Below are 25,333 nucleotides of genomic sequence, written 5' to 3' on the forward strand. Positions count from 1 at the left end.
CTCTTGACGTTCCCGATCCTACCGTATCGAGACATTGATGCTACCTCCGCTCTCGCTAGAAGCGATGGGTTGGGTTTTTCCGATCGCTTCCATCACCTTGCCAGGCGCCGGCAGTCGATTGAACGAGGGAAACACATAGGCGTGGTCCAACGTGTTGAGTGTGACCGCGAAGCTCGGCTTCTTCGGATCGGATAGTAGATCGGGATAAACCGAAACGGTGCGGCCGGCATCAGCGAGCGCAATCGTGTAGCTTTGAGCGTCGCCTGGCGTCGCCCGATAGACAGCAAGTTCCCGGGTGGGTTCGCCATCGCGGCAGAAGGTGACCGGTTTCGTTTCATCCTCCTGCACGCCCGGCTCAGGTGGCTTGTCCGCCATCATGGCCAACGTAGCGCCGATCAGTCCCTGCGCGAGATCGGGCTTTTTCATCTTGGCCTTGGCGTCGTAGAGAAGCGGTGTTGCACAAGGCTGGACGACAGTGGCGGGCATGGCCTCTGACGCGCCCGACTCTGGCGCAGGCCAGCCGAGCCCGGCGACGGCCGCACCGATCTTGCTGTCGAGATCGGCTGGCGACAACACCCGCGAACTCATGCGCAGGACAACGAGCCATTTACCGAGCGGCAGCACCGCGATGCCAGTGGCGGTGAATGGTGGCTGGCCTGCTCGGTATACCCGGCGGAGCGCGCTGGTCACTGTGCGGCCGGGCAGCGCGAAGGCGGCAGGTTGCTCGATTGGGACTGCGCTGCCGAAGGTCGTTCCCTTCAGCACCTGTGTCTCGACCCGATCAAACCATATCGGAACGCTCATCAGTGCCGGGCGAAAGAGAAAGACCGTGGCGAAAGTCGTATCGACAGTCCCGAACTGAACCGAGACGTCCAACTCGCTCGCGCTGGCATCCGTGATTTCCGTGCGCGGCAGCCCTGCGAGCGTGGTCGGTACGATCAACCCGGTCGTAGCGTGCTGCCACTTCTTGTCTGCGGGCACATCCAGCGTCCGGCTCGCGTCCTGGGCGAACGAAGCCGGGACGACCGCCAAGAACAGCCCGAGTGCAGTCGCGATCGAACGAAAAGCCATGATTGTGTCCCCCTGGTGATGAGGCTAGCGCTCGAGCAAATCCTTGGCAACGCGATGCTGGCTATTGTTTCACGCGCCCGATCGGCACCGGCAGCAGGCGGCCCTGATCGTCGCCGATCACCATCACCTCGACCCCGAACGCGTCGCGCAGCGGGCCGTGGCCCAGCGCCTGTGCGGCGGGGGCGAAGATCACGCTTCGGCCCTCGCGCAGCAGCAGCACCTGATCGGCGGCGCGTGCGGCCTGGATCAGATCGTGCAGCACGATCACCACGCCCATGCCACTCGCGGCAAGGCTGCGCAGCCGATCGAGCAGATCGAGCTGATGCACCGGATCGAGGCTCGCGAGAGGCTCGTCGGCCAGCAGCCATTTCGGCTCGCCGGCCAGCACCCGCGCCAGCAGCACGCGTGCCCGCTCGCCGCCCGAAAGCTGGGTGACGAGCCGGTCGACCAGCGGGCCGGTGCCCGTTGCCTCGATCGCGGCATCGATCGCGATATGATCCTGCGCGGACAGGCCGGCAAAGGGGGCGCGGTGCGGCAGCCGGCCGAGCGCGATCAGATCGCCGACGCGGACGTCCCAATGCACGGTCGCATCCTGCGGCAGATAGCCGATGATCCGCGCGCGTTCGCGCTGGTCGTACCGCCCCAGCGCGCGGCCGCCGAGCTTCACATGGCCACCATCGACGTCGAGCAAGCCGGCGAGCGCGCGCACCAGCGTCGATTTGCCCGAGCCATTGGGGCCGAGGATCGCGGTGACCTTGCCCGGCTGAAACACCGCGTCCAGCCCGTGCAGCACGCGGCGCTTGCCGAGGCTGACCGACAGATCGGAAAAACTCAGTTCCATACCGACCGCCGCAATTTCATCAGGAGCAGGAAGAAGAACGGGGTCCCGATCAGCGCCATTGCGACGCCCAGCCGAACCTCGCCCGGCCCGGGCGCGAGGCGCACCAGACTGTCCGCGGCCAGCAGCAGCGCCGCACCGCCAAGCGCGCTGGGCAGCAGCAGCGCAGAGGGGCGCGCGCCGACAAAGGGACGCAGCAGATGCGGCACGATCAGTCCGACAAAGCCGACCACACCCGTCACCGCGACGCTGGCGCCGACGGCGAGGCCGGTGCCCAGCACGACGAGCAACTGCGTGCGTTCGAGGCGGAGCCCCATCGACCGGGCGGCAGCCTCGCCCAGCGTCAGCGCATCGAGCGCGCGCCCGGTGAGAAACAGCAGCGCACAGCCGACCGCGATGAACGGCAGCGCAAGCTGCGCCTCGGAAAAGCTGCGATCGGTGAGCGCCCCCATGATCCAGTCGATGATCTCGGCGGTGGCGTAGGGATTGGGCGCGATCGAGATGAGGAAGCTGGTGAGCGCCGCGCCGAGGCTGGCCAGCACCGTGCCGGCGAGGATGAACGCAACCGCGCTTTGGGCGCGCCACGCTAGGCCCGCGAGCAGCAGCATCGACGCGCATGCCGCCGCCATCGCGCAGACGAACAGCGTCAGCGGGGCGCTGCTGCCGAGCAGCACGATCGCGGCCACGGCGCCGAGCGCCGCGCTGGAGGACACACCGACCACGGCCGGATCGGCAAGCGGATTGCGCAGAAAGCCCTGGAGCACGGCGCCTGACAGCCCGAGCGCCGCGCCGATCGCCAGCCCAAGGATGGCGCGGGGCAGGCGCAGTTCGGCGATGATCCACCAGCGCGGATCGTGGCTGAACCATGCCGATAGCGGCACCCAGAATTTGCCGGCGATCAGCGAGCCGGCGAACAACAGCGCCACAAGCGCGGCGAGCCCGAGGTTGAGACCCAGTCGGTTCACGGGATGCTCCGGCGGATGGCGGCGAGGCGGTTCATCGCTGCGGGAATAACGGGGCCGCCGCAATTGACCAGATGGCGCGAGAAATGCGCCTGGACGACCGGCAGGCCGGTTTCGGCGATGGCGCGCCTTCGCAGATCGGCCGCGCGCGAATCAGCGTCGTGGCCGGGGCCTTCGGGAACGAGCATTACCTGCGGCGGATCGGCAATCACGCGTTCCATCGGCAACTGGCCGGTATGGGAGAGGCCATAATGCGCCGCCTGGTTCGAGAAGCCGGCTTTGACCATCATGTCGTCGAGCAGCGTCTGACCGCCGTTGACGAGGTTGCCGCCGATCCACAGCAGGGCAGGCGCCTTCGCGCCGGTCCAGCTGGTGTTCGCGATGGCGGCATCGATGCGGGCGTTGAGTGCCGCGCCCTTCGCGGGTTGGCCCACCGCCGCGGCGAGCGCCGTCACCTGCGCCTTGCTCGCTTCGATCGAGGAGGGGATGTCGAGATACAGCGTCTTCAGCCCCGCCCGTGCGAAGGCCTCGCGCGTCGACGGGGCGGTGAAGCTGCTGGCGATCACCAGATCGGGCTTCAGCCCGATCACTTCCTCGGCCGTACCGTTGATGCCGCGGAAGCGCCGCGCGACATCGAGTGGAATCGAGGTCGAATCGGCAGCTTGCGAATAATGGCTGATCGCGGCGATGCGCGACGGCGCCACCAGCTCGATCAGTACCGCATCCGCGCAAGGATTCATCGAAACGATGCCCCCGCCGCCACTGGGCGGGGGCGCCGCGCAGCCTGCGGCCATCAGGCAGGCAAGCAGCGCGGCGCCGCGCATCACTGGAAGCGCAACCGCACGCCGCCATAGGCGGCCCGGCCATAGGTGCTGTAGCCGGTGATCTGGCGATACCGCTCGTCGGTCACGTTATCGACGCGACCATAGATCGAGAACAGCCCGGTGACCGGCATCTCCGCCCGCACGCCAGCCAGCGCATAGCCATCGATGCGGGTGGCGTTGCCGGCATCGTTGAAGCTGTCGCCCACCATCGTCACGGTGCCACCGATCGAAAGGCCGAACGGGAAGCGATAATCCGCCGACACGCTGCCGCTGTCGCGCGGGCGGCGCGGCAGGTCCTTGCCCAGGTTCGCGGTGCTGCGGTTCTCCGAATAGACATGCGTGAAGTTCGCCCGCACCGTCAGCGCCTCGACGGGCTGGACCACCCCTTCCAGCTCGATCCCCTCGGCGCGCGTCTTGTTGAGGTTGTAATAGGTCGAGGTGATGAAGTTGTAGTCGATCTGGTTGGCCGCGTCGCGGTGGAACCAGGTGACGCCAAGCTGTACCTTGCCCGCCGCCAGCGTCTGGCGCATCCCGGCTTCGTAGCTCTTGGCCGTTTCCGGCTGTAGCCCTTCGAAGCCATAGGCGCTGTAGAGCTGGTAGAGCGTCGGCGCCTTGAAGCCTTCGCCATAGCTGGCGTGGAGCAGCGTATCGGCGGTCGCGCGGACCGCAATGTCTGCATTCCACGTCCAGTGGTTGCCGAACGCGTCATGATCGTCGTTGCGGACGCCCGCCGTCACCGTCACCGGCGAAAGCGGCGTGACGATCGCCTGGCCATAGACGCTGGTGATGCCCACCGACTTGCGCGCCGTCGGGCCGCCATCGTCGAAGCGGATGCGGCTTTCCTCATGCTCGGCGCCGAACACCAGGCGAAGCTGGTCGAACAGCGCCGCGTCGCCCTGATACAGATAGCGCTCGGCGCGGCCGCGATAGCGATAGGCGATGCTGTCATCGTCGTTATAGCCGTCGCGATTGATGTCGGAGAGCGCGAAGGCAAGGCGGCTGCTGAGCTTGCCGTCGAACGCGGCGTGCCGCAGCCCGGCATAGCCATAGACTTCCTGGGTGGTGGCATATTCGCCCGTGTCGCCGAAGGCATAGGCGGGCGGGGCATAGCCATCGAGTTCGACCTTGCTGTGCGCGTAATAGCCGCGCAGATCGAGTGCCAGTCCTTCGACCAGCTTCAGCTCGACATTGCCGGTGGCGCCGAACTGACGATAGCCATCGGCTTCCTTGCCATTGGCGGCCGCCGAGATGCCGTCGGTGGTCAGATAGCCGGCGGTCAGCCCCGCAGTGATCCGATCGTTGCCGCCAGCGATCACGGCGTTGCCGTTGAACGTGCCGAACGAGCCGCCCTCTGCATTGGCGCGCGCCTTCAGGCCCTGCGTGCCCTGAAGCGTGGTGACGTTGACAACGCCGCCGATCGCCTGGCTGCCCCAGATCACCGAGTTCGGGCCGCGCAACACCTCCACCCGCTCGATCGATCCGGCGAGCAGGCTGGCGAAGTTATAGGCACCGCCGGTGGAGGAGGGATCGTTGACGCGGACGCCGTCGATCAGCACCAGCGTCTGGTCGCTCTGCGCGCCGCGGATGCTGACCGCGGTCGCGGTGCCGAGGCCGCCATTGCGCACGACGGTGACGCCGGGCGTGGTGGCGAGCAGCTCGGACAGAGCGACGGTCTGGCGCTGCTCTATCTCGGCACGGTCGATCACAGTCACCGACCGGCCGACCTGATCCTCGTCCTGCGGAACGCCGCTGGCGACGACGATGATGTTGTCTGCGGCCGGCACGAACGCCGTGGCAGGCGCATCCGGATCGGCATGGGCGATCGCCGGCGCAACGATGCTGGCGGCAAGCATCAGAGAACGGAATTGGTACAAGGTAAGACACCCCTTTAGGGGGCCGTCCGCGACGATTCGCGTGACGACCCGGTTGGTGTCGCTCACGCGGGGATTTCTCTCCCCGTTCACCCGGTGCACCCCGCCCGCGTGAAGGAATCGACCGTGACGGGCAGGTCTCCTGGCTCCCGGGTCGTCGCGCGATGTGCCGCCTTCCCGGAGCGGTAACTCCAGTGGCAGAATGGCACGCCGGCTCGCCGGTTACAGTTGCGGGGGCAGCCTCGGACTTTGACCGAGTTCCCTTTTCATCCCTTTCACCAAGGGACACCCATCACGCCGCCATCTAGCGGCAGACGGGCGGGCGCGGCAAGCCTGATTTATAACCTATGATAATTTTCCATTGGATTTCATATTGATAGTTCGACGATTTCGGAACGGCGCGGTGCCGCGCACGTTGAACGGACCCAGGAGCAAGGAGGACCGACAATGAAAACGCACCGATTGATCCTGGGGCTTGCCCCGGCGCTCGTGCTCGCCGCCTGTGGTGGTAACGACGCGACCACCGTCGACACGATGAACAATACCGACATGGTCACCAACCTGCCGGCCGGCGAGGCCATGAACGACAATGCGATGGGCAATGATGCCGCGATGGCGATGTCGGGCCAGCAGTTTGCCGATATGATGGCGGCAAGCGACGCCTATGAGATAGAGGCCGGCAAGCTCGCGCAGCAGAAGGCGACGACGGACGAGTTGAAGGACTTCGGCAGGGAAATGGTCGAAGATCACAGCGACTCGACGGAGAAGCTGAAGGCGGCGGCCGCACAGGCGACGCCGGCCATTACGCCCGCCCCGGCGATGAACGCCGAGCAGGAGGCCAATCTGGAGGCGCTGCGTTCGGCGACAGGCAGCGCGTTCGACACGGCCTACAAGACGCAGCAGACCGCGGCCCATGAAAAGGCGCTGACGGCACTGCGCGCCTATGCTGCGAACGGCGATGTCGCGCCGCTAAAGACGTTCGCGAGCGGAGCCGCCGATACCGTCTCCGAGCATTATGACGAGATTCGCGGTATGTGAACGTCCGGCGGCGGGGCGGCGGTTCAGGCCGCTGCCTCGCTGCTCACGTGGACCAGAGCTGGGGCGGCGGCGGTGGTCGCCCCGCTCGAATGGCGAAGATGGCCGTCGACATGGCCGCCCTGTTCGACGGTGATCGTCTCATATTCGACGTCACCGATGATCCGCGCGGTGCGTTCGATCGTCAGTTCGCGCGCATTGACCGATCCGTCAACGGTGCCGGCAAGCCGGGCCGATTCGGCGCTGACCTTGCCGAAGATCTGGCTTTCGGCCCCCTGGATCAGCGTCGCGCACTGGACATCGCCCTCGATCCGGCCATCGACATGGAGGTCGGCCGTTGCGACCAGATTGCCGGTGATGACGATATCGGCACCGATCACCGAAAACATGCCGCGCTTGCCGCTGCCCGCCGCACTTGAACCGGGCTGGCGCTCGTCGCGACCGCGATTTCCGTTGAACATCGATACTTCCCCCGCATAGTTGATCAGCCGGCGGTGCCGGGCGTAGCACAGCTTGCGTCGTGCTTCAGCCTCCGAAAAATCCAGTAGGACTGCATTCTCCGCCCGACAGCGGGGCTGTTGACCGCCTTCGGCCATATCGTTATAGGCGCCCCGTTCCGCGATGGCCGTACTTTGAGTCCGTAAACCGTCCGGGAAACAATGAGCTGAACGTTGCTGGAGACGCAATGGCCCGGGGGGCTGAATGCCGCCGGGGCTTTTTCGTATTCTGTCCAACAGGGCTCCAGCAAAGTAACCATCTGAAAGGTGAAGGGCTTCATGCCGACGATCAACCAGCTGGTCCGCAAGGGCCGCGAACCGCAGAAGGCCAAGAGCAAGGTCCCTGCGATGGAACAGAACCCGCAGAAGCGCGGTGTCTGCACCCGCGTGTACACGACGACCCCGAAGAAGCCGAACTCGGCGCTTCGCAAGGTGGCCAAGGTCCGTCTGACCAACAGCCGCGAAGTCATCAGCTACATCCCGGGCGAAGGCCACAACCTGCAGGAGCACTCGGTGGTGCTCATTCGCGGTGGCCGTGTGCGCGACCTTCCCGGCGTTCGCTACCACGTCCTTCGCGGCGTGCTCGATACGCAGGGCGTCAAGGACCGCAAGCAGAGCCGTTCGAAGTACGGCGCGAAGCGTCCGAAGTAATCAGGCCATAGTAAGCCCCGGACATGTTCCGGATCGGCTGAAGTTCAGAAGGAATTATGTGAGATGGCACGTCGTCGTCGTCCCGAAAAGCGGGAAATCCTGCCCGATCCCGTGTACGGTGATCAGGTTCTGTCGAAGTTCATGAATTCGGTCATGCTGGACGGCAAGAAGGCCGTTGCAGAAGCGATCGTCTACGGTGCCCTGGAAACCGTCGAGCAGCGCGCCAAGCGCGAGCCGATCGGCGTCTTCCATGACGCGCTGAACAACGTGAAGCCCGGCATCGAAGTCCGCAGCCGCCGCGTCGGCGGTGCGACCTACCAGGTTCCGGTCGAAGTCCGTCCGGAGCGTGCGCAGGCGCTCGCGATCCGCTGGCTGATCGCCTCGGCCCGCAACCGCAGCGAGCACACCATGGCCGCCCGTCTTTCGGGCGAGCTGATGGATGCGGCGAACAACCGCGGCAACGCGGTGAAGAAGCGCGAGGACACGCACCGCATGGCGGAAGCGAACCGCGCCTTCAGCCACTACCGCTGGTAAGGCTGGCGTCGGTAGATTTCTTACCTACATATTGGGGAGCCGGACGGTCCGGCTCCCCAAAGCTTCAAGGAAACCACGATCATGGCCCGCAGCCATCCGCTCGACCGTTATCGCAACATCGGCATCATGGCGCACATCGACGCCGGCAAGACGACGACGACGGAGCGCATCCTCTATTACACCGGCAAGTCCTACAAGATCGGCGAAGTGCATGAAGGCACGGCGACGATGGACTGGATGGAGCAGGAGCAGGAGCGCGGGATCACGATCACGTCTGCTGCCACCACCTGCTTCTGGCGCGCCGAAGAAGGCAAGGGCGAAGAGCACCGGATCAACATCATCGACACCCCCGGCCACGTCGACTTCACCATCGAAGTCGAGCGTTCGCTGCGCGTGCTCGACGGTGCGGTCGCGTGCTTCGACGGCGTTGCCGGCGTTGAGCCGCAGTCCGAAACCGTGTGGCGCCAGGCGGAGAAGTACAAGGTTCCGCGCATGTGCTTCGTCAACAAGCTCGACCGTACCGGTGCGAGCTTCGAGCGCTGCGTCGACATGATCAAGGACCGTCTGGGCGCCCGCCCGGCCGTTCTGTACCTGCCGATCGGTATCGAAGGCGGCTTCAAGGGCCTGGTCGACCTGGTCGAGAACCGCGCGATCATCTGGCTCGAAGAGTCGCTGGGCGCGAAGTTCGAATATCAGGACATTCCGGACGATCTGAAGGACGCCGCCGCCACCGCGCGCGCCGAACTGATCGAAATGGCCGTCGAGCAGGACGACGCGGTCATGGAAGCGTATCTGGAAGGCAATGAGCCCGACGTCGCGACGCTGAAGAAGCTGATCCGCAAGGGTACGCTGGAATTCGCGTTCGTGCCGGTGCTGTGCGGTTCGGCTTTCAAGAACAAGGGCGTGCAGCCCCTGCTCGACGCCGTGATCGACTATCTGCCGAGCCCGCTGGACATTCCGCCCGTCGAAGGCGTGAAGCTGGACGGCGAGACGAAGGATTCGCGTCCGGCCGACGACAAGGCGCCGTTCTCGGCGCTGGCGTTCAAGATCATGAACGATCCGTTCGTCGGCTCGCTCACCTTCGCGCGCATCTATTCGGGCACGCTGTCCAAGGGCAGCTACCTGAACTCGGTGAAGGACAAGAAGGAAAAGATCGGTCGTATGCTCCTGATGCACGCGAACTCGCGTGAGGACATTGACGAGGCATTCGCCGGCGACATCGTCGCGATCGCGGGCCTCAAGGAGACCACGACCGGCGACACGCTGTGCGACTCGGCGAACCCGATCATCCTCGAGCGGATGGAATTCCCCGAGCCGGTGATCGAGCTGTCGGTGGAGCCGAAGACCAAGGCCGACCAGGAAAAGATGGGCATCGCGCTCAATCGTCTGGCTGCCGAGGATCCATCGTTCCGCGTTTCGTCGGACGCCGAGAGCGGCCAGACCATCATCAAGGGCATGGGCGAGCTCCATCTCGAGATCCTGGTCGACCGCATGAAGCGCGAGTTCAAGGTCGAGGCGAATGTCGGTGCGCCGCAGGTGGCGTATCGCGAATATCTCGCGAAGCCGGTCGATATCGACTACACGCACAAGAAGCAGTCGGGCGGCACCGGCCAGTTCGGTCGCGTCAAGGTCAAGCTGACGCCGGGCGAGCGTGGTTCGGGCATCGTCTTCAAGGACGAGATCAAGGGCGGTAACATTCCGAAGGAATATATCCCCGCGATCGAAAAGGGCTTCCGCGAGACGGCGGCAACGGGCTCGCTGGTCGGCTTCCCGATCATCGACTTCGAAGTGCTGCTGTATGACGGTGCGTATCATGACGTCGACTCGTCGGCGCTCGCCTTCGAAATCACCGCCCGTGCAGCGATGCGCGAAGCGGCGCAGAAGGCCGGCATCAAGCTGCTCGAGCCGGTGATGAAGGTCGAAGTCGTCACCCCGGAAGACTATCTGGGCGACGTCATCGGCGACATGAACAGCCGGCGCGGCCAGATCCAGGGCACCGACACGCGCGGCAATGCGCAGGCGGTGACCGCGATGGTGCCGCTGGCGAACATGTTCGGCTATGTGAACGCGCTCCGCTCGTTCACGCAGGGCCGCGCGCAGTACAGCATGCAGTTCTCGCACTATGACGAAGTGCCCGCCAACGTCGCCGAGGAAGTGAAGGCGAAGCTGGCATAATCGGGAAACAGCCGTTATGGGGCCGCGTTCTCGCGAGTCCCATGGCGGCACGGGAAATTGAATCAGAAGGTAGGAAGACAATGGCGAAGGCAAAGTTCGATCGGAGCAAACCGCACCTCAACATCGGCACCATCGGTCACGTCGACCATGGCAAGACGTCGCTGACGGCTGCGATCACGAAGATCCTCGCGGAGAACGTTGCGGGTAACGCTGCGGTCGATTTCGCGAACATCGACAAGGCGCCGGAAGAGCGCGAGCGCGGCATCACCATCTCGACCGCGCACGTCGAGTATGAGACCGACAAGCGCCACTATGCGCACGTCGACTGCCCGGGTCACGCCGACTATGTGAAGAACATGATCACCGGCGCGGCGCAGATGGACGGTGCGATCCTGGTGGTGGCAGCGACCGACGGTCCGATGCCGCAGACCAAGGAGCACATCCTGCTCGCCCGTCAGGTCGGCGTGCCGACCATGGTCGTGTTCCTCAACAAGTGCGACCTGGTCGACGACGAGGAAATCCTCGAGCTGGTCGAGATGGAAATCCGCGAAGAGCTCTCCAAGCGTGAGTTCGACGGCGACAACATTCCGATCATCCGCGGTTCGGCGACCGCCGCTCTGAACGGCACCGACGACAAGCTGGGCAAGGACGCCATCCTGGCGCTCATGACCGCTGTCGACGAGTCGATCCCGGAGCCGGAGCGTCCGCTCGACAAGCCGTTCATGATGCCGATCGAAGACGTGTTCTCGATCTCGGGTCGCGGCACCGTGGTGACCGGCCGTGTCGAAACCGGCATCATCAAGGTTGGTGAAGAAGTCGAGATCGTCGGCATCCACGACACCCGCAAGACCACCGTCACGGGCGTCGAAATGTTCCGCAAGCTGCTCGACCAGGGCCAGGCTGGCGACAACGTCGGTGCGCTGCTGCGCGGCGTCGCTCGCGACGAGGTGGAGCGTGGTCAGGTTCTGGCGAAGCCGGGTTCGATCAAGCCGCACACCGAGTTCAAGTCGGAAGTGTACGTCCTGTCGAAGGACGAGGGCGGCCGTCACACGCCGTTCTTCGCGAACTATCGTCCGCAGTTCTACTTCCGTACCACGGACGTGACCGGCACCGTCGAGCTGCCCGAGGGCACCGAGATGGTGATGCCGGGCGACAACATCGCGCTCGGCGTCAAGCTGATCGCGCCGATCGCCATGGACGTCGGCCAGCGCTTCACCATCCGTGAAGGCGGTCGTACCGTCGGCGCGGGCGTGGTTGCCTCGATCGACAAGTAAGCATCTCGCCGGCCCCGGCCGGCAGGTGGCGAAAAAGGTTCCGCCCGGCACTCAGAAAATGAGTGTCGGGCGGTTGCCTTTTTATGGAAGGGTCGTTATTGGCGCGCCCTTCGGTTTTAGAGTTCAACAGCAAGAGGCGGCCATCCAGCCGCTACTCCGGACCAACCGGCGCCTCCCACATCGCTCTTGGAGCGAACCGGGCAGGGGCTGGCGCTTTTCCCGGCGTGGCATTGGGTGCGTTGCCCCGCTCTTTCGCATCGGTAGGACCATGGAAACGCAGAATATCCGCATTCGCCTCAAGGCGTTCGATCACCGCGTGCTCGATCAGGCTGCCGGCGACATTGCCGACACCGCCCGCCGCACCGGCGCCCTCATCCGTGGCCCCATCCCGCTCCCGACTCACATCGACAAGTTCACGGTCAACCGTGGCCCGCACATCGATAAGAAGTCGCGCGAGCAGTTCGAGACCCGCACTTACAAGCGCATGCTCGACATCGTTCAGCCGACCCCGCAGACCGTGGACGCGCTCATGAAGCTCGACCTGGCCGCTGGCGTCGACGTCGAGATCAAGCTGGCCTGAGCCGGCTGACGCCCCCGCGTTTCGCGGGGGCTTTTGTCGTTCACCCTTTAATGCGGTGGACATGGAAGCCTAGCTGACGTAAAGGCGCCGCTTCCACGAGATTCGCGACTCCCTTCGTGGAGTCGCCGTCCTCCTCGACCGGATCGTTTCCCGATCCAACGCAAGGAGTGGCGAGCCGACCAGGCTCGCAGCGACAAGGGATACCGCCGGCGGCTTTCGAGTGGCCGGGCCTGCGTCCCCCGTCTCTTCTGCCGCAAGGTGGAGGTTCAGCCCGGACGGGGGCTTCGCAGTAAAGCATTCAGGGTTGAACACGCACCCGCGGGAATGGTCCCGGGGGTGCCTCTGTGTAGGAGAAACAGGCCGATGCGCACTGGCGTTATCGCGAAGAAGATGGGGATGACCCGCCTGTTCCAGGACGACGGCCGGCACGTGCCGGTGACCGTCCTGGCACTGGAAGGCGTCCAGGTGGTCGCACAGCGCACCACCGAACGGGATGGCTATGTGGCCGTTCAGGTCGGCGCGGGTTCGGCGAAGGCCAAGAACGTCGCCAAGCCGCAGCGCGGCCACTTCGGCAAGGCCGAAGTCGAGCCGAAGGCGATCCTCTGCGAATTCCGCGTCGAGGAAGATGGTCTGTTGGACGTGGGCGCCGAAATCTCGGCCGACCATTTCGTTGCGGGTCAGCTGGTCGACGTGTCGGGCCGTACCCAGGGTAAGGGTTTCGCCGGCGCCATGAAGCGTTGGGGCTTCGGCGGTCTGCGCGCGACCCACGGCGTTTCCGTCTCGCACCGTTCGCACGGTTCGACGGGTAACCGCCAGGATCCGGGCCGCGTCTTCAAGAACAAGAAGATGGCCGGCCACATGGGCGACCGCAACCGCACCCAACAGAATCTGGAAGTGGTCGGCACCGACGTCGAGCGCGGCCTGATCTTCGTCAAGGGTTCGGTCCCGGGCTCGAAGGGTGGCTGGCTGATCGTGAAGGACGCCGTCAAGGTCGCCCGTCACGCCGATGCGCCGTACCCGGCCGGTCTGAAGGCCGTCGCCAACAGCAACTCGGCTCCCGCCGAAGCGCCCGTCGAGGCCGCTCCGGAAGCCACCGAAGGCCAGGAGGGCTAAGTGAAGGTCAAGGTTCAAACCCTCGACGCCGCCGAGAAGGGCGATATCGAGCTCAACGACGAGATCTTTGGTCTCGATCCGCGCGCCGACGTCCTGCACCGCGTCGTCACCTGGCAGCTCGAGAAGCGCCGCGGCACCGCCCGTGGCACCCGTGAGCGTGCCGATGTCGCGCGTACCGGCAAGAAGTGGGGTCGCCAGAAGGGCGGCGGCACGGCTCGTCACGGCGATCGCCGCGCCCCGGTGTTCATCGGCGGTGGTAAGGCGCACGGCGCCCGCGTTCGCGACTTCAATCCGTCGCTGAACAAGAAGATCCGCGCGCTGGGCCTGAAGATGGCGCTGTCGAGCCACGCCAAGGCGGGTTCGCTGATCGTCATGGACAGCCTGGTCGTCGAGAACGGCAAGACCAAGGTGCTCGCGAGCAGCCTGGAAAAGCTGGGCTTCGGCAAGAAGGCGCTGGTGATCGATGGCGATACCGTCGAGACCAGCTTCGCGCTGGCGGCGGGCAACCTGCACCAGGTGGACGTGCTGCCGGCGATCGGCGCCAACGTCTACGACATCCTGAAGAGCGACACGCTGGTCCTGACCCGCGCTGCCGTCGAAAAGCTGGAGGCGCGCTTCAATGGCTAAGAAGCAGACCAAGCCGGTCGACAACCGTCATTATGACGTGATCGTCGCGCCGCACATCACCGAAAAGTCGACGCTGGTGTCGGAAGCGAACGCCGTGGTGTTCAAGGTTGCAAGCGATGCAACCAAGCCCGAGATCAAGGCGGCGGTCGAGGCCATCTGGAACGTGAAGGTCACGGGCGTGAACACGCTGGTCCAGAAGGGCAAGACCAAGAAGTGGAAGGGTGCGCCCTACCGCCGTTCGGACATGAAGAAGGCAATCGTCACCCTCGCCGAGGGTGAACAGATTGACGTGACGCAGGGGGTCAACTGACCATGGCGCTCAAGAATTACAATCCGACGTCGCCGGGCGTCCGCGGGCTGATCCTGATCGATCGCTCGCAGCTCTACAAGGGGCGCCCCGTCAAGGCGCTGACCGAGGGCAAGACCAAGACCGGCGGCCGCAACAACAAGGGCCATGTCACTTCGCGTGGCATCGCCGGTGGTCACAAGCAGCGCTATCGTATCATCGATTTCAAGCGCCGCTTGTGGGACGTCGAGGGCACGGTCGAGCGGATCGAATATGATCCCAATCGTACTGCGTTCATCGCGCTCGTGAACTATGGCGCAGACGAAGCCGGCAAGGATCGTCTGGCCTATATCATCGCGCCGCAGCGTCTGAGCGTCGGCGACAAGGTGATCGCGGGCAAGAAGACCGACGTGAAGCCGGGCAACGCGATGGAGCTGGGCCAGATGCCGGTCGGCACCATCGTCCACAACGTGGAGATGAAGCCGGGCAAGGGCGGTCAGATCGCCCGTTCGGCAGGCGCGTATGTCCAGGTCGTCGGTCGTGACCGCGGCATGGTGATCGTGCGTCTGGGTTCGGGTGAGCAGCGCTACATCCACGCCGCCTGCATGGCGACGGTGGGTGCAGTGTCGAACCCCGACAACCAGAACCAGAACTTCGGCAAGGCCGGCCGCAGCCGTTGGCAGGGCAAGCGCCCGCTGACCCGCGGTGTCGCGAAGAACCCGGTCGACCATCCGCACGGCGGTGGTGAAGGCCGGACCTCGGGCGGCCGTCATCCGGTCACCCCGTGGGGCAAGCCGACCAAGGGTGCGCGCACCCGCCACAACAAGGCGACGGACAAGATGATCATCCGTTCGCGTCACGCGAAGAAGAAGGGCTGATAGATGGCTCGCTCGGTATGGAAGGGTCCCTTTGTGGACCTGCACCTTCTCAAGAAGGCTGAAGTCGCCCAGGAACAGGGCACGCGCGCTGGTCCGATCAAGACCTGGTCGCGTCGCTCGACGATCCTCCCGCAGTTCGTCGGCCTGACGTTCAACGTGTACAACGGCCGCAAGTTCGTGCCGGTGTCGGTCAACGAGGACATGGTGGGCATGAAGCTCGGCGAGTTCGCGCCGACCCGCTTCTTCCCCGGCCACGCCGCCGACAAGAAGGGTAAGCGCTAATGAGCAAGCAGGCAGCCCCCCGTAAGGTTGGTGAGAAGGAAGCGCTCGCCGTCGCCACGCAGATCCGTGGCTCGGCGCAGAAGCTGAACCTCGTCGCCGGCCTGATCCGTGGCCGCACCGCGGCCGAGGCGATGAACATCCTCGCCTTCTCGACCAAGGCGATGGCGGTCGACGCCCGCAAGGTGCTGGCTTCGGCCATCGCCAACGCGGAGAACAATCACAATCTCGACGTCGACGCGCTCGTCGTCGCCGAGGCGTCGGTCGGCAAGTCGATCACGATGAAGCGCTTCGCGACGCGCGGCCGTGGCAAGTCCACCCGCATCCTGAAGCCGTTCAGCCGTCTGCGCATCGTCGTGCGCGAGCAGGAAGAAGCATAATGGGTCAGAAGAGCAATCCCATCGGTCTGCGCCTGCAGATCAACCGCACCTGGGACAGCCGCTGGTTCGCCGAAGGCGCGGACTATGGCCGCCTCCTCCTGGAAGATCTCAAGATCCGCAAGTACATCACCGAGACGCTGCCCCAGGCCGCGATTTCGAAGGTGGTGATCGAGCGTCCGGCCAAGCTGTGCCGCATCTCGATCTTCGCGGCTCGCCCCGGCGTCATCATCGGCAAGAAGGGCGCGGACATCGAAAAGCTTCGCAAGAAGCTGGGTGAGATGACCTCGTCGGACGTGTCGCTGAACATCGTCGAGATCCGCAAGCCCGAGATCGACGCCAAGCTCGTCGCGCAGGGCGTGGCGGATCAGCTGGAGCGCCGTATCGCGTTCCGTCGCGCGATGAAGCGCGCGGTGCAGTCGGCGCTGCGTCTGGGCGCAGAGGGCATCCGGATCACCTGCGGTGGCCGTCTCGGCGGCGCCGAGATCGCCCGCACCGAGTGGTATCGTGAAGGCCGCGTGCCGCTGCACACGCTGCGCGCGAACGTCGACTATGCCGAAGCGCAGGCGCACACCGCTTATGGCGTGTGCGGCGTGAAGGTGTGGATCTTCAAGGGCGAGATCCTGGGTCACGACCCGATGGCGCAGGACCGGCTGAACGTCGAGGCGCAGACCTCGGGCGTGCGTCCGTCGCGCGACGATCGCCGCTAAGGGATTAGGACAGAACAATGCTGCAACCGAAGCGCACCAAGTTCCGCAAGGCGTTCAAGGGCCGTATCCACGGCGACGCCAAGGGTGGCACCGCGCTCAACTTTGGGTCGTACGGCCTGAAGGCGATGGAGCCGGAGCGGATCACCGCTCGCCAGATCGAGGCGGCTCGCCGCGCGATCACCCGTCACATCAAGCGTCAGGGCCGCTTGTGGATCCGCATTTTCCCGGATCTGCCGGTTTCGTCGAAGCCTGCCGAAGTCCGCATGGGCTCGGGCAAGGGTTCGCCGGAGTTCTGGGTCGCCCGCGTCAAGCCCGGCCGTATCCTGTTCGAACTCGACGGCGTTCCCGGCCCACTCGCGGCCGAGGCGTTCGAGCGCGCAGCGATGAAGCTGCCGATCAAGGTCAAGGTCGTGGCCCGCCTCGGCGACACGTCGCACCTGGAGGGTTGATAAGATGACCAAGGCTACCGATTTCCGGGCACAGACCGAGGACCAGCTGAGCGAAGCGCTCGGCAACCTCAAGCGCGAAGCTTTCAACCTGCGTTTCCAGGCGGCGACCAGCCAGCTTGAGAAGCCGTCGCGGGTCAAGGAAGTCCGTCGCGACATCGCCCGCATCAAGACGCTGCAGAACGAGCGCTCGCGCTCGGCTGCCAAGTAAGAGGACCGAGACCATGCCGAAGCGCGTGCTGACCGGGAACATCGTCTCGGACAAGGGCGACAAGACCGTGGTGGTTCTCGTTGAGCGTAAGGTGAAGCACCCGCTCTACGGGAAGATCATCCGCCGCTCGAAGAAGTACCACGCCCATGACGAGGCGAACGAGTACAAGGCCGGCGAGACCGTGCGCATCGAAGAGACTGCGCCGATCTCCAAGCTGAAGACCTGGAAGGTGATCGAGCGGGTGAACACCCACGCGACGCCGAACACGGTCGACGCATAATCGTCATCTCGGCTCTTGCCGAGAACTGCGGCAGCGGCCATAGGCCGCCGCTTTGGTGCTCCGGCCGCAAGGCCGGAGTGACGCATTAGAAACTGGAACCACCGGGCTCGTCCCGGCAGGCCGAACGAGAAGGAACCGGATCAATGATCCAGATGCAGTCCAATCTCGACGTCGCAGACAACAGCGGCGCGAAGCGGGTGCAGTGCATCAAGGTGCTGGGCGGGTCGAAGCGTCGCTTCGCCGGCGTAGGCGACGTCATCGTTGTCAGCATCAAGGAAGCCGCCCCCCGCGGCAAGGTTAAGAAGGGCGATGTTCACCGCGCGGTGATCGTCCGCACGGCGAAGGACATTCGTCGCGCCGACGGCTCGGTGATCCGTTTCGACGGCAACGCCGCTGTGCTGGTCAACAAGAACGAGGAGCCGATCGGCACCCGTATCTTTGGCCCGGTGGTCCGCGAGCTCCGCTCGAAGGGCTTCATGAAGATCATTTCGCTCGCCCCCGAGGTGCTGTGATGGCTGCTGCCAAGATCAAGAAGGGCGACCAGGTCATCGTCCTGTCCGGCAAGGACAAGGGCAAGACCGGTGAGGTCGTCAAGTCGCTGCCGAAGGACGACAAGGTCGTCGTTTCCGGCGTGAACATCGCCGTTCGCCACAAGAAGCCGACCCAGGGCGATCCCCAGGGTGGTCTGATCCGTGCCGAAGCGCCGCTGCATGTGTCGAAGGTCGCGCACGTGACCGCCGACGGCAAGGCGACCCGCGTTCGTTTCGAGACGCGCGACGGCAAGAAGGTTCGCGTCGCCGTCAAGACCGGGGAGGTCATCAATGGCTGATACCTACACGCCGCGGATGCGGAAGCTGTATGACGACAAGATCGTCAAGGCGATGACCGAGAAGTTCGGCTACAAGAACGTCATGGAAATTCCGCGCATCGAAAAGATTGTGCTGAACATGGGCGTTGGCGAAGCCACCCAGGACAAGAAGAAGGTCGAGCAGGCCGCTTCTGAAATGGAGCTGATCGCTGGCCAGAAGCCGGTCGTCACCAAGGCGAAGAAGTCGATCGCGCAGTTCAAGCTGCGTGAAGGCATGCCGATCGGCTGCAAGGTCACGCTGCGTCGTGAACGGATGTACGAGTTTCTCGATCGTTTCATCACGATCGCGCTGCCCCGCGTCCGCGACTTTCGCGGTCTGAACCCGAAGTCGTTCGACGGTCGCGGCAACTATGCCTGCGGCATCAAGGAACAGCTCGTGTTCCCCGAGATCAACTATGACCGCATCGACAAGGTGCGCGGCATGGATGTGATTGTTACCACCACTGCCAAGACGGATGAGGAGGCTCGCGAGCTTCTCCGTCTTTTCGGTTTCCCGTTCCCGCAGGCGGACGGCGAAACGAAGCAGGCGGCGTAAGGAAGGAAGAACTTAAGTCATGGCGAAACTGAGTTCGATCAACAAGAACGAGCGTCGCAAGCAGCTGGTGAAGAAGTATGCCGGCAAGTACGCGAAGCTCAAGGCGATTGCGAACGACGAGAGCCTGGATGAGACCGAGCGTCTCATCGCGCGCCTCAAGATGGCCGAGATTCCCCGCAACGGGAACCCGACCCGCATTCGCAACCGGTGTGAGCTGACGGGTCGTCCCCGCGCTTATTACCGCAAGTTCCGTCTCGCACGTGTCATGCTGCGCGATCTGGCCAACAAGGGCCTGATCCCGGGTGTCACGAAGTCGAGCTGGTAAAGGACACGCAAGATGGCAGTGACCGATCCCCTGGGTGATATGCTCACCCGCATCCGCAACGGCCAGCGTGCGCGCAAGGACAGCGTCCTGACGCCCGCGTCGAAGCTGCGTGCCCGCGTCCTCGACGTGCTTCAGCGCGAGGGCTATATCCGTGGTTATTCCGAAGAGCAGATGGGCCCCGCCGCCGGCATCCGCATCGAGCTGAAGTATTTTGAAGGCCAGCCGGCCATCAAGCACGTCGCTCGCGTGTCGAAGCCTGGTCGCCGCATCTATTCGGGTGCGCAGGAACTCCCGCGCGTCCGCAACGGCCTCGGCATCACCATCGTCTCGACGCCTCGCGGCGTTCTGTCCGACGCGGAAGCGCGGGAACAGAATGTCGGCGGCGAAGTGCTTGCGGAGGTGTTCTGATGAGCCGCATCGGCAAAAAGCCGGTTCCCGTCCCCGCAGGCGTGACGGCGAACATCGACGGCGGGCAGATTTCGGTGAAGGGGCCTAAGGGCACGCTCACCATGCCGCTCGCCGACGATATCAAGTATGAAATGGTCGATGGCGGCATTTCGGTGCTGCCCGCGAACGAAACCAAGCGCGCGCGTGCCTTCTGGGGCATGCAGCGTACGCTGGTTCAGAACCTCGTCACCGGCGTGACCACCGGCTTCACCAAGAAGCTGCTGATCACCGGCGTGGGCTACCGCGCCGCGTCGCAGGGCAAGGTTCTGAAGCTGCAGCTCGGCTATTCGCACGACGTCAACTTCGACATTCCCGAGGGAATCGAGATCAAGACGCCGGATCAGACGACGGTCGAGATCTCGGGCATCGACAAGCAGAAGGTCGGCCAGGTGGCCGCGGAAATCCGCCGTTGGCGCAAGCCGGAGCCCTATAAGGGCAAGGGCATCAAGTACGATGGCGAATTCATCTTCCGCAAGGAAGGGAAGAAGAAGTGATCAGCACCAAGGGTCTTTCGCTTTTCGAAAAGCGTCGTCGCCGCAACCGTACCGCGCTTCGTGCGCGTGCCGGTGGCCGTCCGCGTCTGTCGGTTCATCGTTCGGGCAAGCATATCTATGCCCAGGTGATCGACGACGCCCAGGGTCGCACGCTCGTCTCGGCCTCCACGCTCGAGAAGGACGTGCGCGGCAAGACCGGCGCGACCATCGCGGCGGCACAGGAAGTGGGCAAGCGCGTTGCCGAAGCGGCCAAGGCCGCCGGCATCACTGCGGTCGTCTTCGATCGTGGCGGCTTCCTCTACCATGGTCGCGTCAAGGCGCTGGCGGATGCCGCGCGTGAAAGCGGATTGGAGTTCTAAACGATGGCCGATGAAAACAACACGACCGAAAACCCGGTCGAGGCGCAGGACGCCGGTCAGGCTGCTCCCGAGCAGCAGGGCCGTGGCCCGCGCGGCGGCCGTGGTCGGGGCGGTCCCGGCGGCGGTGACAACCGCGGTCGCGGCGGCCGTGACGGCAATCGTGGCCGTCGTGACGATCGCCGCGGCGGTCAGGACGATGGCGGCGAGGAGCTGATCGAAAAGCTCGTCCACATCAACCGCGTCTCGAAGACGGTGAAGGGCGGCAAGCGCTTCGGCTTCGCAGCACTCGTCGTCGTCGGCGACGGCAAGGGCCGTGCAGGCTTCGGCCATGGCAAGGCGCGCGAAGTGCCGGAAGCCATCTCGAAGGCGACGGCTGCCGCGAAGAAGGCGATGGTCCGCATTCCGCTCAAGGAAGGCCGCACGCTGCATCACGACGGCAACGGCCACTTCGGTGCCGGCCGCGTGACGGTTCGTACAGCGCCTGCCGGTACCGGCATCATCGCGGGTGGCCCGATGCGCGCCATCTTCGAATCGCTTGGCGTTGCCGATGTGGTGACCAAGTCCGTCGGGACGTCGAACCCCTACAACATGATCCGCGCCACGTTCGAAGCGCTGAACGAGCAGACTTCGCCGAAGTCGGTCGCGCAGCGTCGTGGCAAGAAGATCGCCGACCTGCTCGGCCGCGGTGGTTCGCAGACCGCCGAGGCGGATGCAGCGGCCGTCACGGAGTAATCGATCATGGCGAAGATCAAGATCAAGCAGATCGGCTCGCCGATCCGCCGCACCAAGGATCAGCGCGCGACGCTGATCGGCCTTGGCCTCAACAAGATGCACAAGGTTTCGGAGCTCGAGGACACCCCCGAGGTCCGCGGCATGATCCGCAAGCTGCCGCACATGGTCGAGGTGATCGAGGGCTGAGCCTTCGGGTTGCTGACCGGGCGACAAGACGAAGAGGGCGGTGGGCAACCACCGCCCTTTTTCGTTTGGTCTCGAGTGCGCAGGTCTGAAGTCGACACGACGGTGCAAGGCCAAGGGATCGCGCGTTGGTGTTGGGTGTGTGCATCCCGCGAGGGTCGCCCGCACCGGCATTGGGTACCGCATCAATCGGTGCTACGAACATGACAATGATGGAGCATTGAGATGCGCACAACCCTTGCCCTTGATGACGAACTTGTCGCCAAAGCCCAAGCCTTCACCGGGCTGAGGGAGAAGTCTGCGCTCGTTCGAGAGGCGCTGACCGCCTTGATCGAGCGCGAAAGTGCGCGGCGGCTTGCACGGCTGGGTGGCAGCGAACCGGATGCCACGCTCACCCCGCGCCGCCGTTCGGATGCTGGCGACGCTTGATCCTCGCCGATAGCTCGATCTGGATTGATCACCTGCGCAGCCAGGATGCCGCGCTGGCGGATCTGCTTTATCGCGGGCAAGTGCTCGCCCACGCTTTCGTGATTGGGGAACTGGCGCTGGGCAGCCTCCGCCAGCGGGAAGAGATCATCGGCGCTCTGCAGGATTTGCCCAAGGCGATCGTCGCTGATGACGCCGAGGTGCTGGCGCTCATCGCCCACCAATCGCTGCACGGGAGAGGCATCGGCTATGTTGATGCGCACCTGCTCGCTTCGGTGCGGCTGACACCCGACGCTCTGTTATGGACGCGCGATCGGCGATTGAAAGACACCGCCGACCACCTCGGGATCGCGATACCATCACTTTCCGGCCGCTCGCCGAAATAGCGTGGTTACATGGACGAACTCATCGAGGGCTGAGCCTTTGGTTTGCGCAACCACGCGACGATAGGAAGACGCTGCAGTACAGCAGCGCAAACAAGTCTCGACATTCCCCCCGCTCGCCGCTATGTGCCCGCGCTTCCCATCAACGCGCGAACACAGCGAAAGCGAGTGCACACATCATGAAGCTGAACGAACTCAACGACAACCAGGGCGCCCGTCATCGCCGCATGCGCGTGGGCCGTGGTATCGGTTCCGGCAAGGGCAAGACCGGCGGTCGCGGCGTCAAGGGTCAGAAGAGCCGCGAAGGCGTTTCGATCAACGGCTTCGAGGGCGGTCAGATGCCGCTCCACATGCGTCTGCCGAAGCGTGGCTTCAACAACATCTTCGCCAAGGACTATGCCGAGGTGAATCTGGGTGCGATCCAGAAGGCCGTCGATGCCGGCAAGCTGACCGCGACCGACATCGACCACGCCGCGCTGAAGGCTGCTGGCCTGGCCCGTGGCGGCAAGGACGGCGTCCGCATCCTCGGCAAGGGCGAGCTGACCGCGAAGCTCAGCTTCACCGTCGCCGGCGTTTCCGCCTCGGCGCGTGAGGCGATCGAGAAGGCCGGCGGTACGGTCAACGTGATCGAGGTCGTGCCGGCTGCCGAGAAGGCCAAGGCCAAGCACCGCACGGCCCAGGCCGCCAAGAAGGCCGGCCAGCAGGGCTGACGACAAGCGAAGGCGGGGCCGGCAAGGTTCCGCCTTCCTTCGTGCTGGGCTTGCGTGGGCGTCGAGCGCTTCCTTCGCCAGCGATCGTCATCGCGGCGACGTCGGAGATCCGGTCTTCCCGACCTCACGGACAGCGTTGTTTCGGTGACGCCGATGCGCTTCGGCCTTTGCCGCAATGACGGGGCGGGGCGACCTGCGGTTCCATTCGGCGCCGACAGCTATTAGACAAGCCGCACACAGACCCTATATGCGACTCCGTTAGGGCGGGGGAGCGCCCGTCACTCATCCGGGACGAAGAATCGAAATGGCATCCGCAGCCGATCAGCTGGCTTCCAGCATCAACCTGGCGAAGTTCGGCCAGGCAACCGACCTCAAGAAGCGCCTGTGGTTTACGCTCGGTGCGCTGATCGTGTTCCGCATGCTGAGCTATGTGCCGCTGCCCGGTATCGATCCGACGCAGCTTGGCCTGCTCGCGCAGCAGACGCAGGGCGGGGTGCTCGATTTCTTCAACAATTTTACCGGCGGCGCGCTGTCGCGCATGTCGATCGTGGCGATGGGCGTGATGCCCTATATCACCGCGTCGATCGTCGTTCAGCTTGCCACCTCGCTGTCGCCGCAGCTTGCCGCGATCAAGAAGGAAGGCGAGAGCGGTCGCAAGCGGCTCAACCAATATACCCGCTATGGCACCGTCGGGCTCACGGCGATCCAGGGCTTCTTCCTCGTTCAGGGGCTTGAAGCCGCTGGCGCATCGACCGGGCTCAGCCCCGTGGTCGAGCCCGGCTGGACTTTCACCGCGACGGCCGTGGTCAGTCTGATCGGCGGCACCATGTTCCTGATGTGGATCGGCGAGCAGATCACCAGCCGCGGCATCGGCAACGGCATTTCGCTGATCATCATGGCCGGCATCGTCGCCCGCCTGCCGGTCACGCTGGTCCAGCTGTTTGAAAGCGGTCGCACCGGTTCGATCGATCCGCTGCGCCTGATCTTCGTGATCGGCGGCGTCATCGCGCTGGTGCTGTTCATCTGCTTCATGGAACGCGCCCAGCGCCGCATCCTGATCCAGTATCCGAAGCGTCAGACCGCGCGCGGCGTCCAGGCTGAGCGCAGCCACCTGCCGCTCAAGCTCAACACCGCCGGCGTCATTCCGCCGATCTTCGCCTCGTCGCTGCTGCTGCTGCCGCTGACGATCACCCAGTTCGCCGGCCAGGCGACGGTGGGCGAAAGCTGGTGGGGCGATTTCATCAGCAACCTGAACATCTGGCTGCGCCACGGCTCGCCGATCTACATGTCGCTCTATGCCGCCGGGATCATCTTCTTCTCGTTCTTCTACACCGCGGTGGTGTTCAACCCCGAGGAGACGGCCGACAATCTGAAGCGCTATGGCGGGTTCATCCCCGGGATTCGCCCGGGCAAGAACACCGAACTCTACTTCGATTACGTGCTGACCCGCATCACCGTGATCGGCGCGGCCTATCTGACGATCATTTGCCTGGTGCCCGAATATGCCTTTTCGGCGATGAGCATCCCGTTTCTGATGGGCGGCACTAGCCTTCTGATCGTCGTGAACGTAACCATGGACACGGTGACGCAGATCCAGTCGCACCTGCTGGCCCACCAGTATGGCGACCTGATCAAGAAGGCGAAGCTCAAGGGTCGCATGCGCTAAGACGCACGGGCCAACGGGGAGACGGTTTTGAATATCATTCTGTTGGGCCCGCCAGGCGCAGGCAAGGGCACCCAGGCCAAGCGGCTCGAGGTCGCTCGCGGCATGGTGCAGCTGTCGACCGGCGACATGCTGCGCGCCGCGGTGAAGGCAGGGACGCCCACCGGCCTGCAGGCGAAGGCGGTGATGGATGCGGGCCAGCTGGTTTCCGACGAGATCGTCTCCGGCATCATCGGCGAGCGGCTCGACATGGCCGACACCGCCAGCGGCGCGATTTTCGACGGCTATCCGCGCACCGTCGCCCAGGCCGAATCGCTTGAGGGCCTGCTTGCGGAGCGCGGCCGCCAGCTCGACTATGTGATCGAATTGCTCGTCGACGAAGAGGCGCTGGTCGACCGTGTCGAGGGCCGCTTCACCTGCGCCAAATGCGGTGAAGGCTATCATGACAAGTACAAGCTGCCCAAGGTGGACGGCGTGTGCGACGTCTGCGGTTCGACCGAGTTCAAGCGCCGGCCCGACGACAATGCGGAGACGGTGCGGACGCGGATGGCCGAGTATCGCGCCAAGACCGCGCCGATCCTGCCCTTCTACGAGGCGAAGGGGCTGGTTCGCCGTGTCGACGGCATGGCCGATATCGATTCGGTGACGCGCCAGATCAACGCGGTTCTCGACGAGAAGAACTGATCGCA

General features: G+C 64.5%; 36 protein-coding genes and 1 riboswitch. Of the genes, 30 read left to right on the top strand and 6 right to left on the bottom strand.

Going from position 1 to position 25,333, the window contains the following annotated elements:
* Nucleotides 1-18: 18 nt before the first annotated feature.
* From ACX40Y_RS06225 to ACX40Y_RS06245, 5 genes are all read right to left on the bottom strand, one after another.
* Entirely contained in the window at nt 19-1,071 is a 1,053-nt protein-coding gene (locus tag ACX40Y_RS06225; protein ID WP_459118679.1) for a hypothetical protein, read from the bottom strand.
* A 61-nt stretch (nt 1,072-1,132) separates the two neighbouring features.
* Nucleotides 1,133-1,912 carry an ABC transporter ATP-binding protein gene (locus tag ACX40Y_RS06230; RefSeq protein ID WP_459118680.1) on the bottom strand — a complete coding sequence of 260 codons (780 nt, stop codon included), beginning with the start codon at nt 1,910-1,912 and terminating at the stop codon, nt 1,133-1,135.
* Nucleotides 1,903-2,874 (bottom strand): FecCD family ABC transporter permease, encoded by a 972-nt coding sequence (locus ACX40Y_RS06235; RefSeq protein ID WP_459118681.1) that lies wholly within the window; start codon nt 2,872-2,874, stop codon nt 1,903-1,905. The genes ACX40Y_RS06230 and ACX40Y_RS06235 overlap by 10 nt, the downstream gene beginning before the upstream one ends.
* On the bottom strand, nt 2,871-3,695 hold the full coding sequence (locus ACX40Y_RS06240) for an ABC transporter substrate-binding protein (protein WP_459118682.1): 825 nt from the start codon (nt 3,693-3,695) through the stop codon (nt 2,871-2,873). Before ACX40Y_RS06240 ends, ACX40Y_RS06235 begins: the two co-directional genes overlap by 4 nt.
* Entirely contained in the window at nt 3,695-5,548 is a 1,854-nt protein-coding gene (locus tag ACX40Y_RS06245) for a TonB-dependent receptor plug domain-containing protein (RefSeq protein ID WP_459118683.1), read from the bottom strand. Before ACX40Y_RS06245 ends, ACX40Y_RS06240 begins: the two co-directional genes overlap by 1 nt.
* Nucleotides 5,549-5,681: 133 nt before the next feature.
* Nucleotides 5,682-5,874: riboswitch (cobalamin riboswitch) on the bottom strand.
* A gap of 139 nt (nt 5,875-6,013) precedes the next feature.
* Between ACX40Y_RS06245 and ACX40Y_RS06250 the strand changes: the two genes are divergently transcribed.
* The gene (locus tag ACX40Y_RS06250; protein WP_459118684.1) at nt 6,014-6,604 is read left to right on the top strand and encodes a DUF4142 domain-containing protein; all 591 of its coding nucleotides are present in this window, start codon (nt 6,014-6,016) and stop codon (nt 6,602-6,604) included.
* Between the two features lie 23 nt (nt 6,605-6,627).
* Here ACX40Y_RS06250 and ACX40Y_RS06255 read toward each other — a convergent pair whose 3' ends face one another.
* Entirely contained in the window at nt 6,628-7,062 is a 435-nt protein-coding gene (locus tag ACX40Y_RS06255; RefSeq protein WP_459118685.1) for a bactofilin family protein, read from the bottom strand.
* Nucleotides 7,063-7,377: 315 nt separating this feature from the next.
* Here ACX40Y_RS06255 and rpsL point away from each other — a divergent pair, with 315 nt between their 5' ends.
* From rpsL to ACX40Y_RS06400, 29 genes are all read left to right on the top strand, one after another.
* Nucleotides 7,378-7,749 (top strand): 30S ribosomal protein S12, encoded by a 372-nt coding sequence (gene rpsL, locus ACX40Y_RS06260; RefSeq protein ID WP_010545715.1) that lies wholly within the window; start codon nt 7,378-7,380, stop codon nt 7,747-7,749.
* 63 nt (nt 7,750-7,812) lie between these two features.
* Nucleotides 7,813-8,283 carry a 30S ribosomal protein S7 gene (rpsG, locus tag ACX40Y_RS06265; RefSeq protein WP_168845191.1) on the top strand — a complete coding sequence of 157 codons (471 nt, stop codon included), beginning with the start codon at nt 7,813-7,815 and terminating at the stop codon, nt 8,281-8,283.
* 81 nt (nt 8,284-8,364) lie between these two features.
* Nucleotides 8,365-10,458, top strand: a complete 2,094-nt coding sequence (fusA, locus tag ACX40Y_RS06270) for an elongation factor G (protein ID WP_459118686.1) — start codon at nt 8,365-8,367, stop codon at nt 10,456-10,458.
* Between the two features lie 80 nt (nt 10,459-10,538).
* Nucleotides 10,539-11,732: an elongation factor Tu gene (gene tuf, locus ACX40Y_RS06275; protein ID WP_459118687.1), complete on the top strand. Its 1,194-nt coding sequence runs from the start codon at nt 10,539-10,541 to the stop codon at nt 11,730-11,732.
* A gap of 268 nt (nt 11,733-12,000) precedes the next feature.
* On the top strand, nt 12,001-12,312 hold the full coding sequence (gene rpsJ / locus ACX40Y_RS06280) for a 30S ribosomal protein S10 (RefSeq protein WP_010545719.1): 312 nt from the start codon (nt 12,001-12,003) through the stop codon (nt 12,310-12,312).
* 363 nt (nt 12,313-12,675) lie between these two features.
* Nucleotides 12,676-13,425 (top strand): 50S ribosomal protein L3, encoded by a 750-nt coding sequence (gene rplC / locus ACX40Y_RS06285; protein WP_459118688.1) that lies wholly within the window; start codon nt 12,676-12,678, stop codon nt 13,423-13,425.
* Complete coding sequence (rplD, locus tag ACX40Y_RS06290) at nt 13,426-14,052, top strand: 50S ribosomal protein L4 (RefSeq protein WP_459118689.1); 627 nt, start codon at nt 13,426-13,428, stop codon at nt 14,050-14,052.
* Complete coding sequence (locus tag ACX40Y_RS06295; RefSeq protein ID WP_459118690.1) at nt 14,045-14,362, top strand: 50S ribosomal protein L23; 318 nt, start codon at nt 14,045-14,047, stop codon at nt 14,360-14,362. Before rplD ends, ACX40Y_RS06295 begins: the two co-directional genes overlap by 8 nt.
* Before the next feature lie 2 nt (nt 14,363-14,364).
* Nucleotides 14,365-15,216, top strand: a complete 852-nt coding sequence (gene rplB, locus ACX40Y_RS06300) for a 50S ribosomal protein L2 (RefSeq protein ID WP_459118691.1) — start codon at nt 14,365-14,367, stop codon at nt 15,214-15,216.
* 3 nt (nt 15,217-15,219) lie between these two features.
* A complete protein-coding gene (gene rpsS, locus ACX40Y_RS06305; protein ID WP_459118692.1) occupies nt 15,220-15,498 on the top strand; it encodes a 30S ribosomal protein S19 in 279 nt (92 codons plus the stop codon).
* Nucleotides 15,498-15,875, top strand: coding sequence for a 50S ribosomal protein L22 (rplV, locus tag ACX40Y_RS06310; protein ID WP_459118693.1), 378 nt, complete (start codon nt 15,498-15,500; stop codon nt 15,873-15,875). Before rpsS ends, rplV begins: the two co-directional genes overlap by 1 nt.
* Entirely contained in the window at nt 15,875-16,582 is a 708-nt protein-coding gene (gene rpsC, locus ACX40Y_RS06315; protein WP_459118694.1) for a 30S ribosomal protein S3, read from the top strand. Before rplV ends, rpsC begins: the two co-directional genes overlap by 1 nt.
* A 17-nt stretch (nt 16,583-16,599) precedes the next feature.
* Nucleotides 16,600-17,031 (top strand): 50S ribosomal protein L16, encoded by a 432-nt coding sequence (rplP, locus tag ACX40Y_RS06320; protein ID WP_459118695.1) that lies wholly within the window; start codon nt 16,600-16,602, stop codon nt 17,029-17,031.
* 4 nt (nt 17,032-17,035) lie between these two features.
* Nucleotides 17,036-17,239 carry a 50S ribosomal protein L29 gene (gene rpmC, locus ACX40Y_RS06325; RefSeq protein ID WP_459118696.1) on the top strand — a complete coding sequence of 68 codons (204 nt, stop codon included), beginning with the start codon at nt 17,036-17,038 and terminating at the stop codon, nt 17,237-17,239.
* 13 nt (nt 17,240-17,252) lie between these two features.
* On the top strand, nt 17,253-17,519 hold the full coding sequence (rpsQ, locus tag ACX40Y_RS06330; protein WP_459118697.1) for a 30S ribosomal protein S17: 267 nt from the start codon (nt 17,253-17,255) through the stop codon (nt 17,517-17,519).
* A gap of 143 nt (nt 17,520-17,662) precedes the next feature.
* Nucleotides 17,663-18,031, top strand: a complete 369-nt coding sequence (rplN, locus tag ACX40Y_RS06335) for a 50S ribosomal protein L14 (RefSeq protein ID WP_019369682.1) — start codon at nt 17,663-17,665, stop codon at nt 18,029-18,031.
* Nucleotides 18,031-18,348 carry a 50S ribosomal protein L24 gene (gene rplX, locus ACX40Y_RS06340; protein WP_459118698.1) on the top strand — a complete coding sequence of 106 codons (318 nt, stop codon included), beginning with the start codon at nt 18,031-18,033 and terminating at the stop codon, nt 18,346-18,348. The genes rplN and rplX overlap by 1 nt, the downstream gene beginning before the upstream one ends.
* Nucleotides 18,341-18,922 carry a 50S ribosomal protein L5 gene (gene rplE / locus ACX40Y_RS06345; protein WP_459118699.1) on the top strand — a complete coding sequence of 194 codons (582 nt, stop codon included), beginning with the start codon at nt 18,341-18,343 and terminating at the stop codon, nt 18,920-18,922. Before rplX ends, rplE begins: the two co-directional genes overlap by 8 nt.
* Before the next feature lie 19 nt (nt 18,923-18,941).
* Nucleotides 18,942-19,247, top strand: a complete 306-nt coding sequence (gene rpsN / locus ACX40Y_RS06350; RefSeq protein ID WP_010545733.1) for a 30S ribosomal protein S14 — start codon at nt 18,942-18,944, stop codon at nt 19,245-19,247.
* Between the two features lie 12 nt (nt 19,248-19,259).
* Complete coding sequence (gene rpsH / locus ACX40Y_RS06355) at nt 19,260-19,655, top strand: 30S ribosomal protein S8 (RefSeq protein WP_459118700.1); 396 nt, start codon at nt 19,260-19,262, stop codon at nt 19,653-19,655.
* Complete coding sequence (gene rplF / locus ACX40Y_RS06360; RefSeq protein ID WP_459118701.1) at nt 19,655-20,188, top strand: 50S ribosomal protein L6; 534 nt, start codon at nt 19,655-19,657, stop codon at nt 20,186-20,188. The genes rpsH and rplF overlap by 1 nt, the downstream gene beginning before the upstream one ends.
* On the top strand, nt 20,188-20,547 hold the full coding sequence (gene rplR, locus ACX40Y_RS06365) for a 50S ribosomal protein L18 (protein ID WP_459118879.1): 360 nt from the start codon (nt 20,188-20,190) through the stop codon (nt 20,545-20,547). The genes rplF and rplR overlap by 1 nt, the downstream gene beginning before the upstream one ends.
* A gap of 3 nt (nt 20,548-20,550) precedes the next feature.
* Nucleotides 20,551-21,279: a 30S ribosomal protein S5 gene (gene rpsE, locus ACX40Y_RS06370; RefSeq protein ID WP_459118702.1), complete on the top strand. Its 729-nt coding sequence runs from the start codon at nt 20,551-20,553 to the stop codon at nt 21,277-21,279.
* A 6-nt stretch (nt 21,280-21,285) separates the two neighbouring features.
* Nucleotides 21,286-21,465 (top strand): 50S ribosomal protein L30, encoded by a 180-nt coding sequence (gene rpmD, locus ACX40Y_RS06375; protein WP_010545738.1) that lies wholly within the window; start codon nt 21,286-21,288, stop codon nt 21,463-21,465.
* A gap of 222 nt (nt 21,466-21,687) precedes the next feature.
* Nucleotides 21,688-21,891, top strand: coding sequence for a type II toxin-antitoxin system VapB family antitoxin (locus tag ACX40Y_RS06380; RefSeq protein ID WP_459118703.1), 204 nt, complete (start codon nt 21,688-21,690; stop codon nt 21,889-21,891).
* Entirely contained in the window at nt 21,888-22,274 is a 387-nt protein-coding gene (locus tag ACX40Y_RS06385) for a type II toxin-antitoxin system VapC family toxin (RefSeq protein ID WP_459118704.1), read from the top strand. Before ACX40Y_RS06380 ends, ACX40Y_RS06385 begins: the two co-directional genes overlap by 4 nt.
* 176 nt (nt 22,275-22,450) lie before the next feature.
* Nucleotides 22,451-22,981 (top strand): 50S ribosomal protein L15, encoded by a 531-nt coding sequence (rplO, locus tag ACX40Y_RS06390; protein ID WP_459118705.1) that lies wholly within the window; start codon nt 22,451-22,453, stop codon nt 22,979-22,981.
* A 304-nt stretch (nt 22,982-23,285) separates the two neighbouring features.
* Nucleotides 23,286-24,647, top strand: coding sequence for a preprotein translocase subunit SecY (secY, locus tag ACX40Y_RS06395; protein WP_459118706.1), 1,362 nt, complete (start codon nt 23,286-23,288; stop codon nt 24,645-24,647).
* Between the two features lie 27 nt (nt 24,648-24,674).
* Nucleotides 24,675-25,328, top strand: a complete 654-nt coding sequence (locus ACX40Y_RS06400) for an adenylate kinase (protein ID WP_459118707.1) — start codon at nt 24,675-24,677, stop codon at nt 25,326-25,328.
* Nucleotides 25,329-25,333: the final 5 nt, after the last annotated feature.

The organism is Sphingomonas sp. RS6, assembly GCF_054489705.1.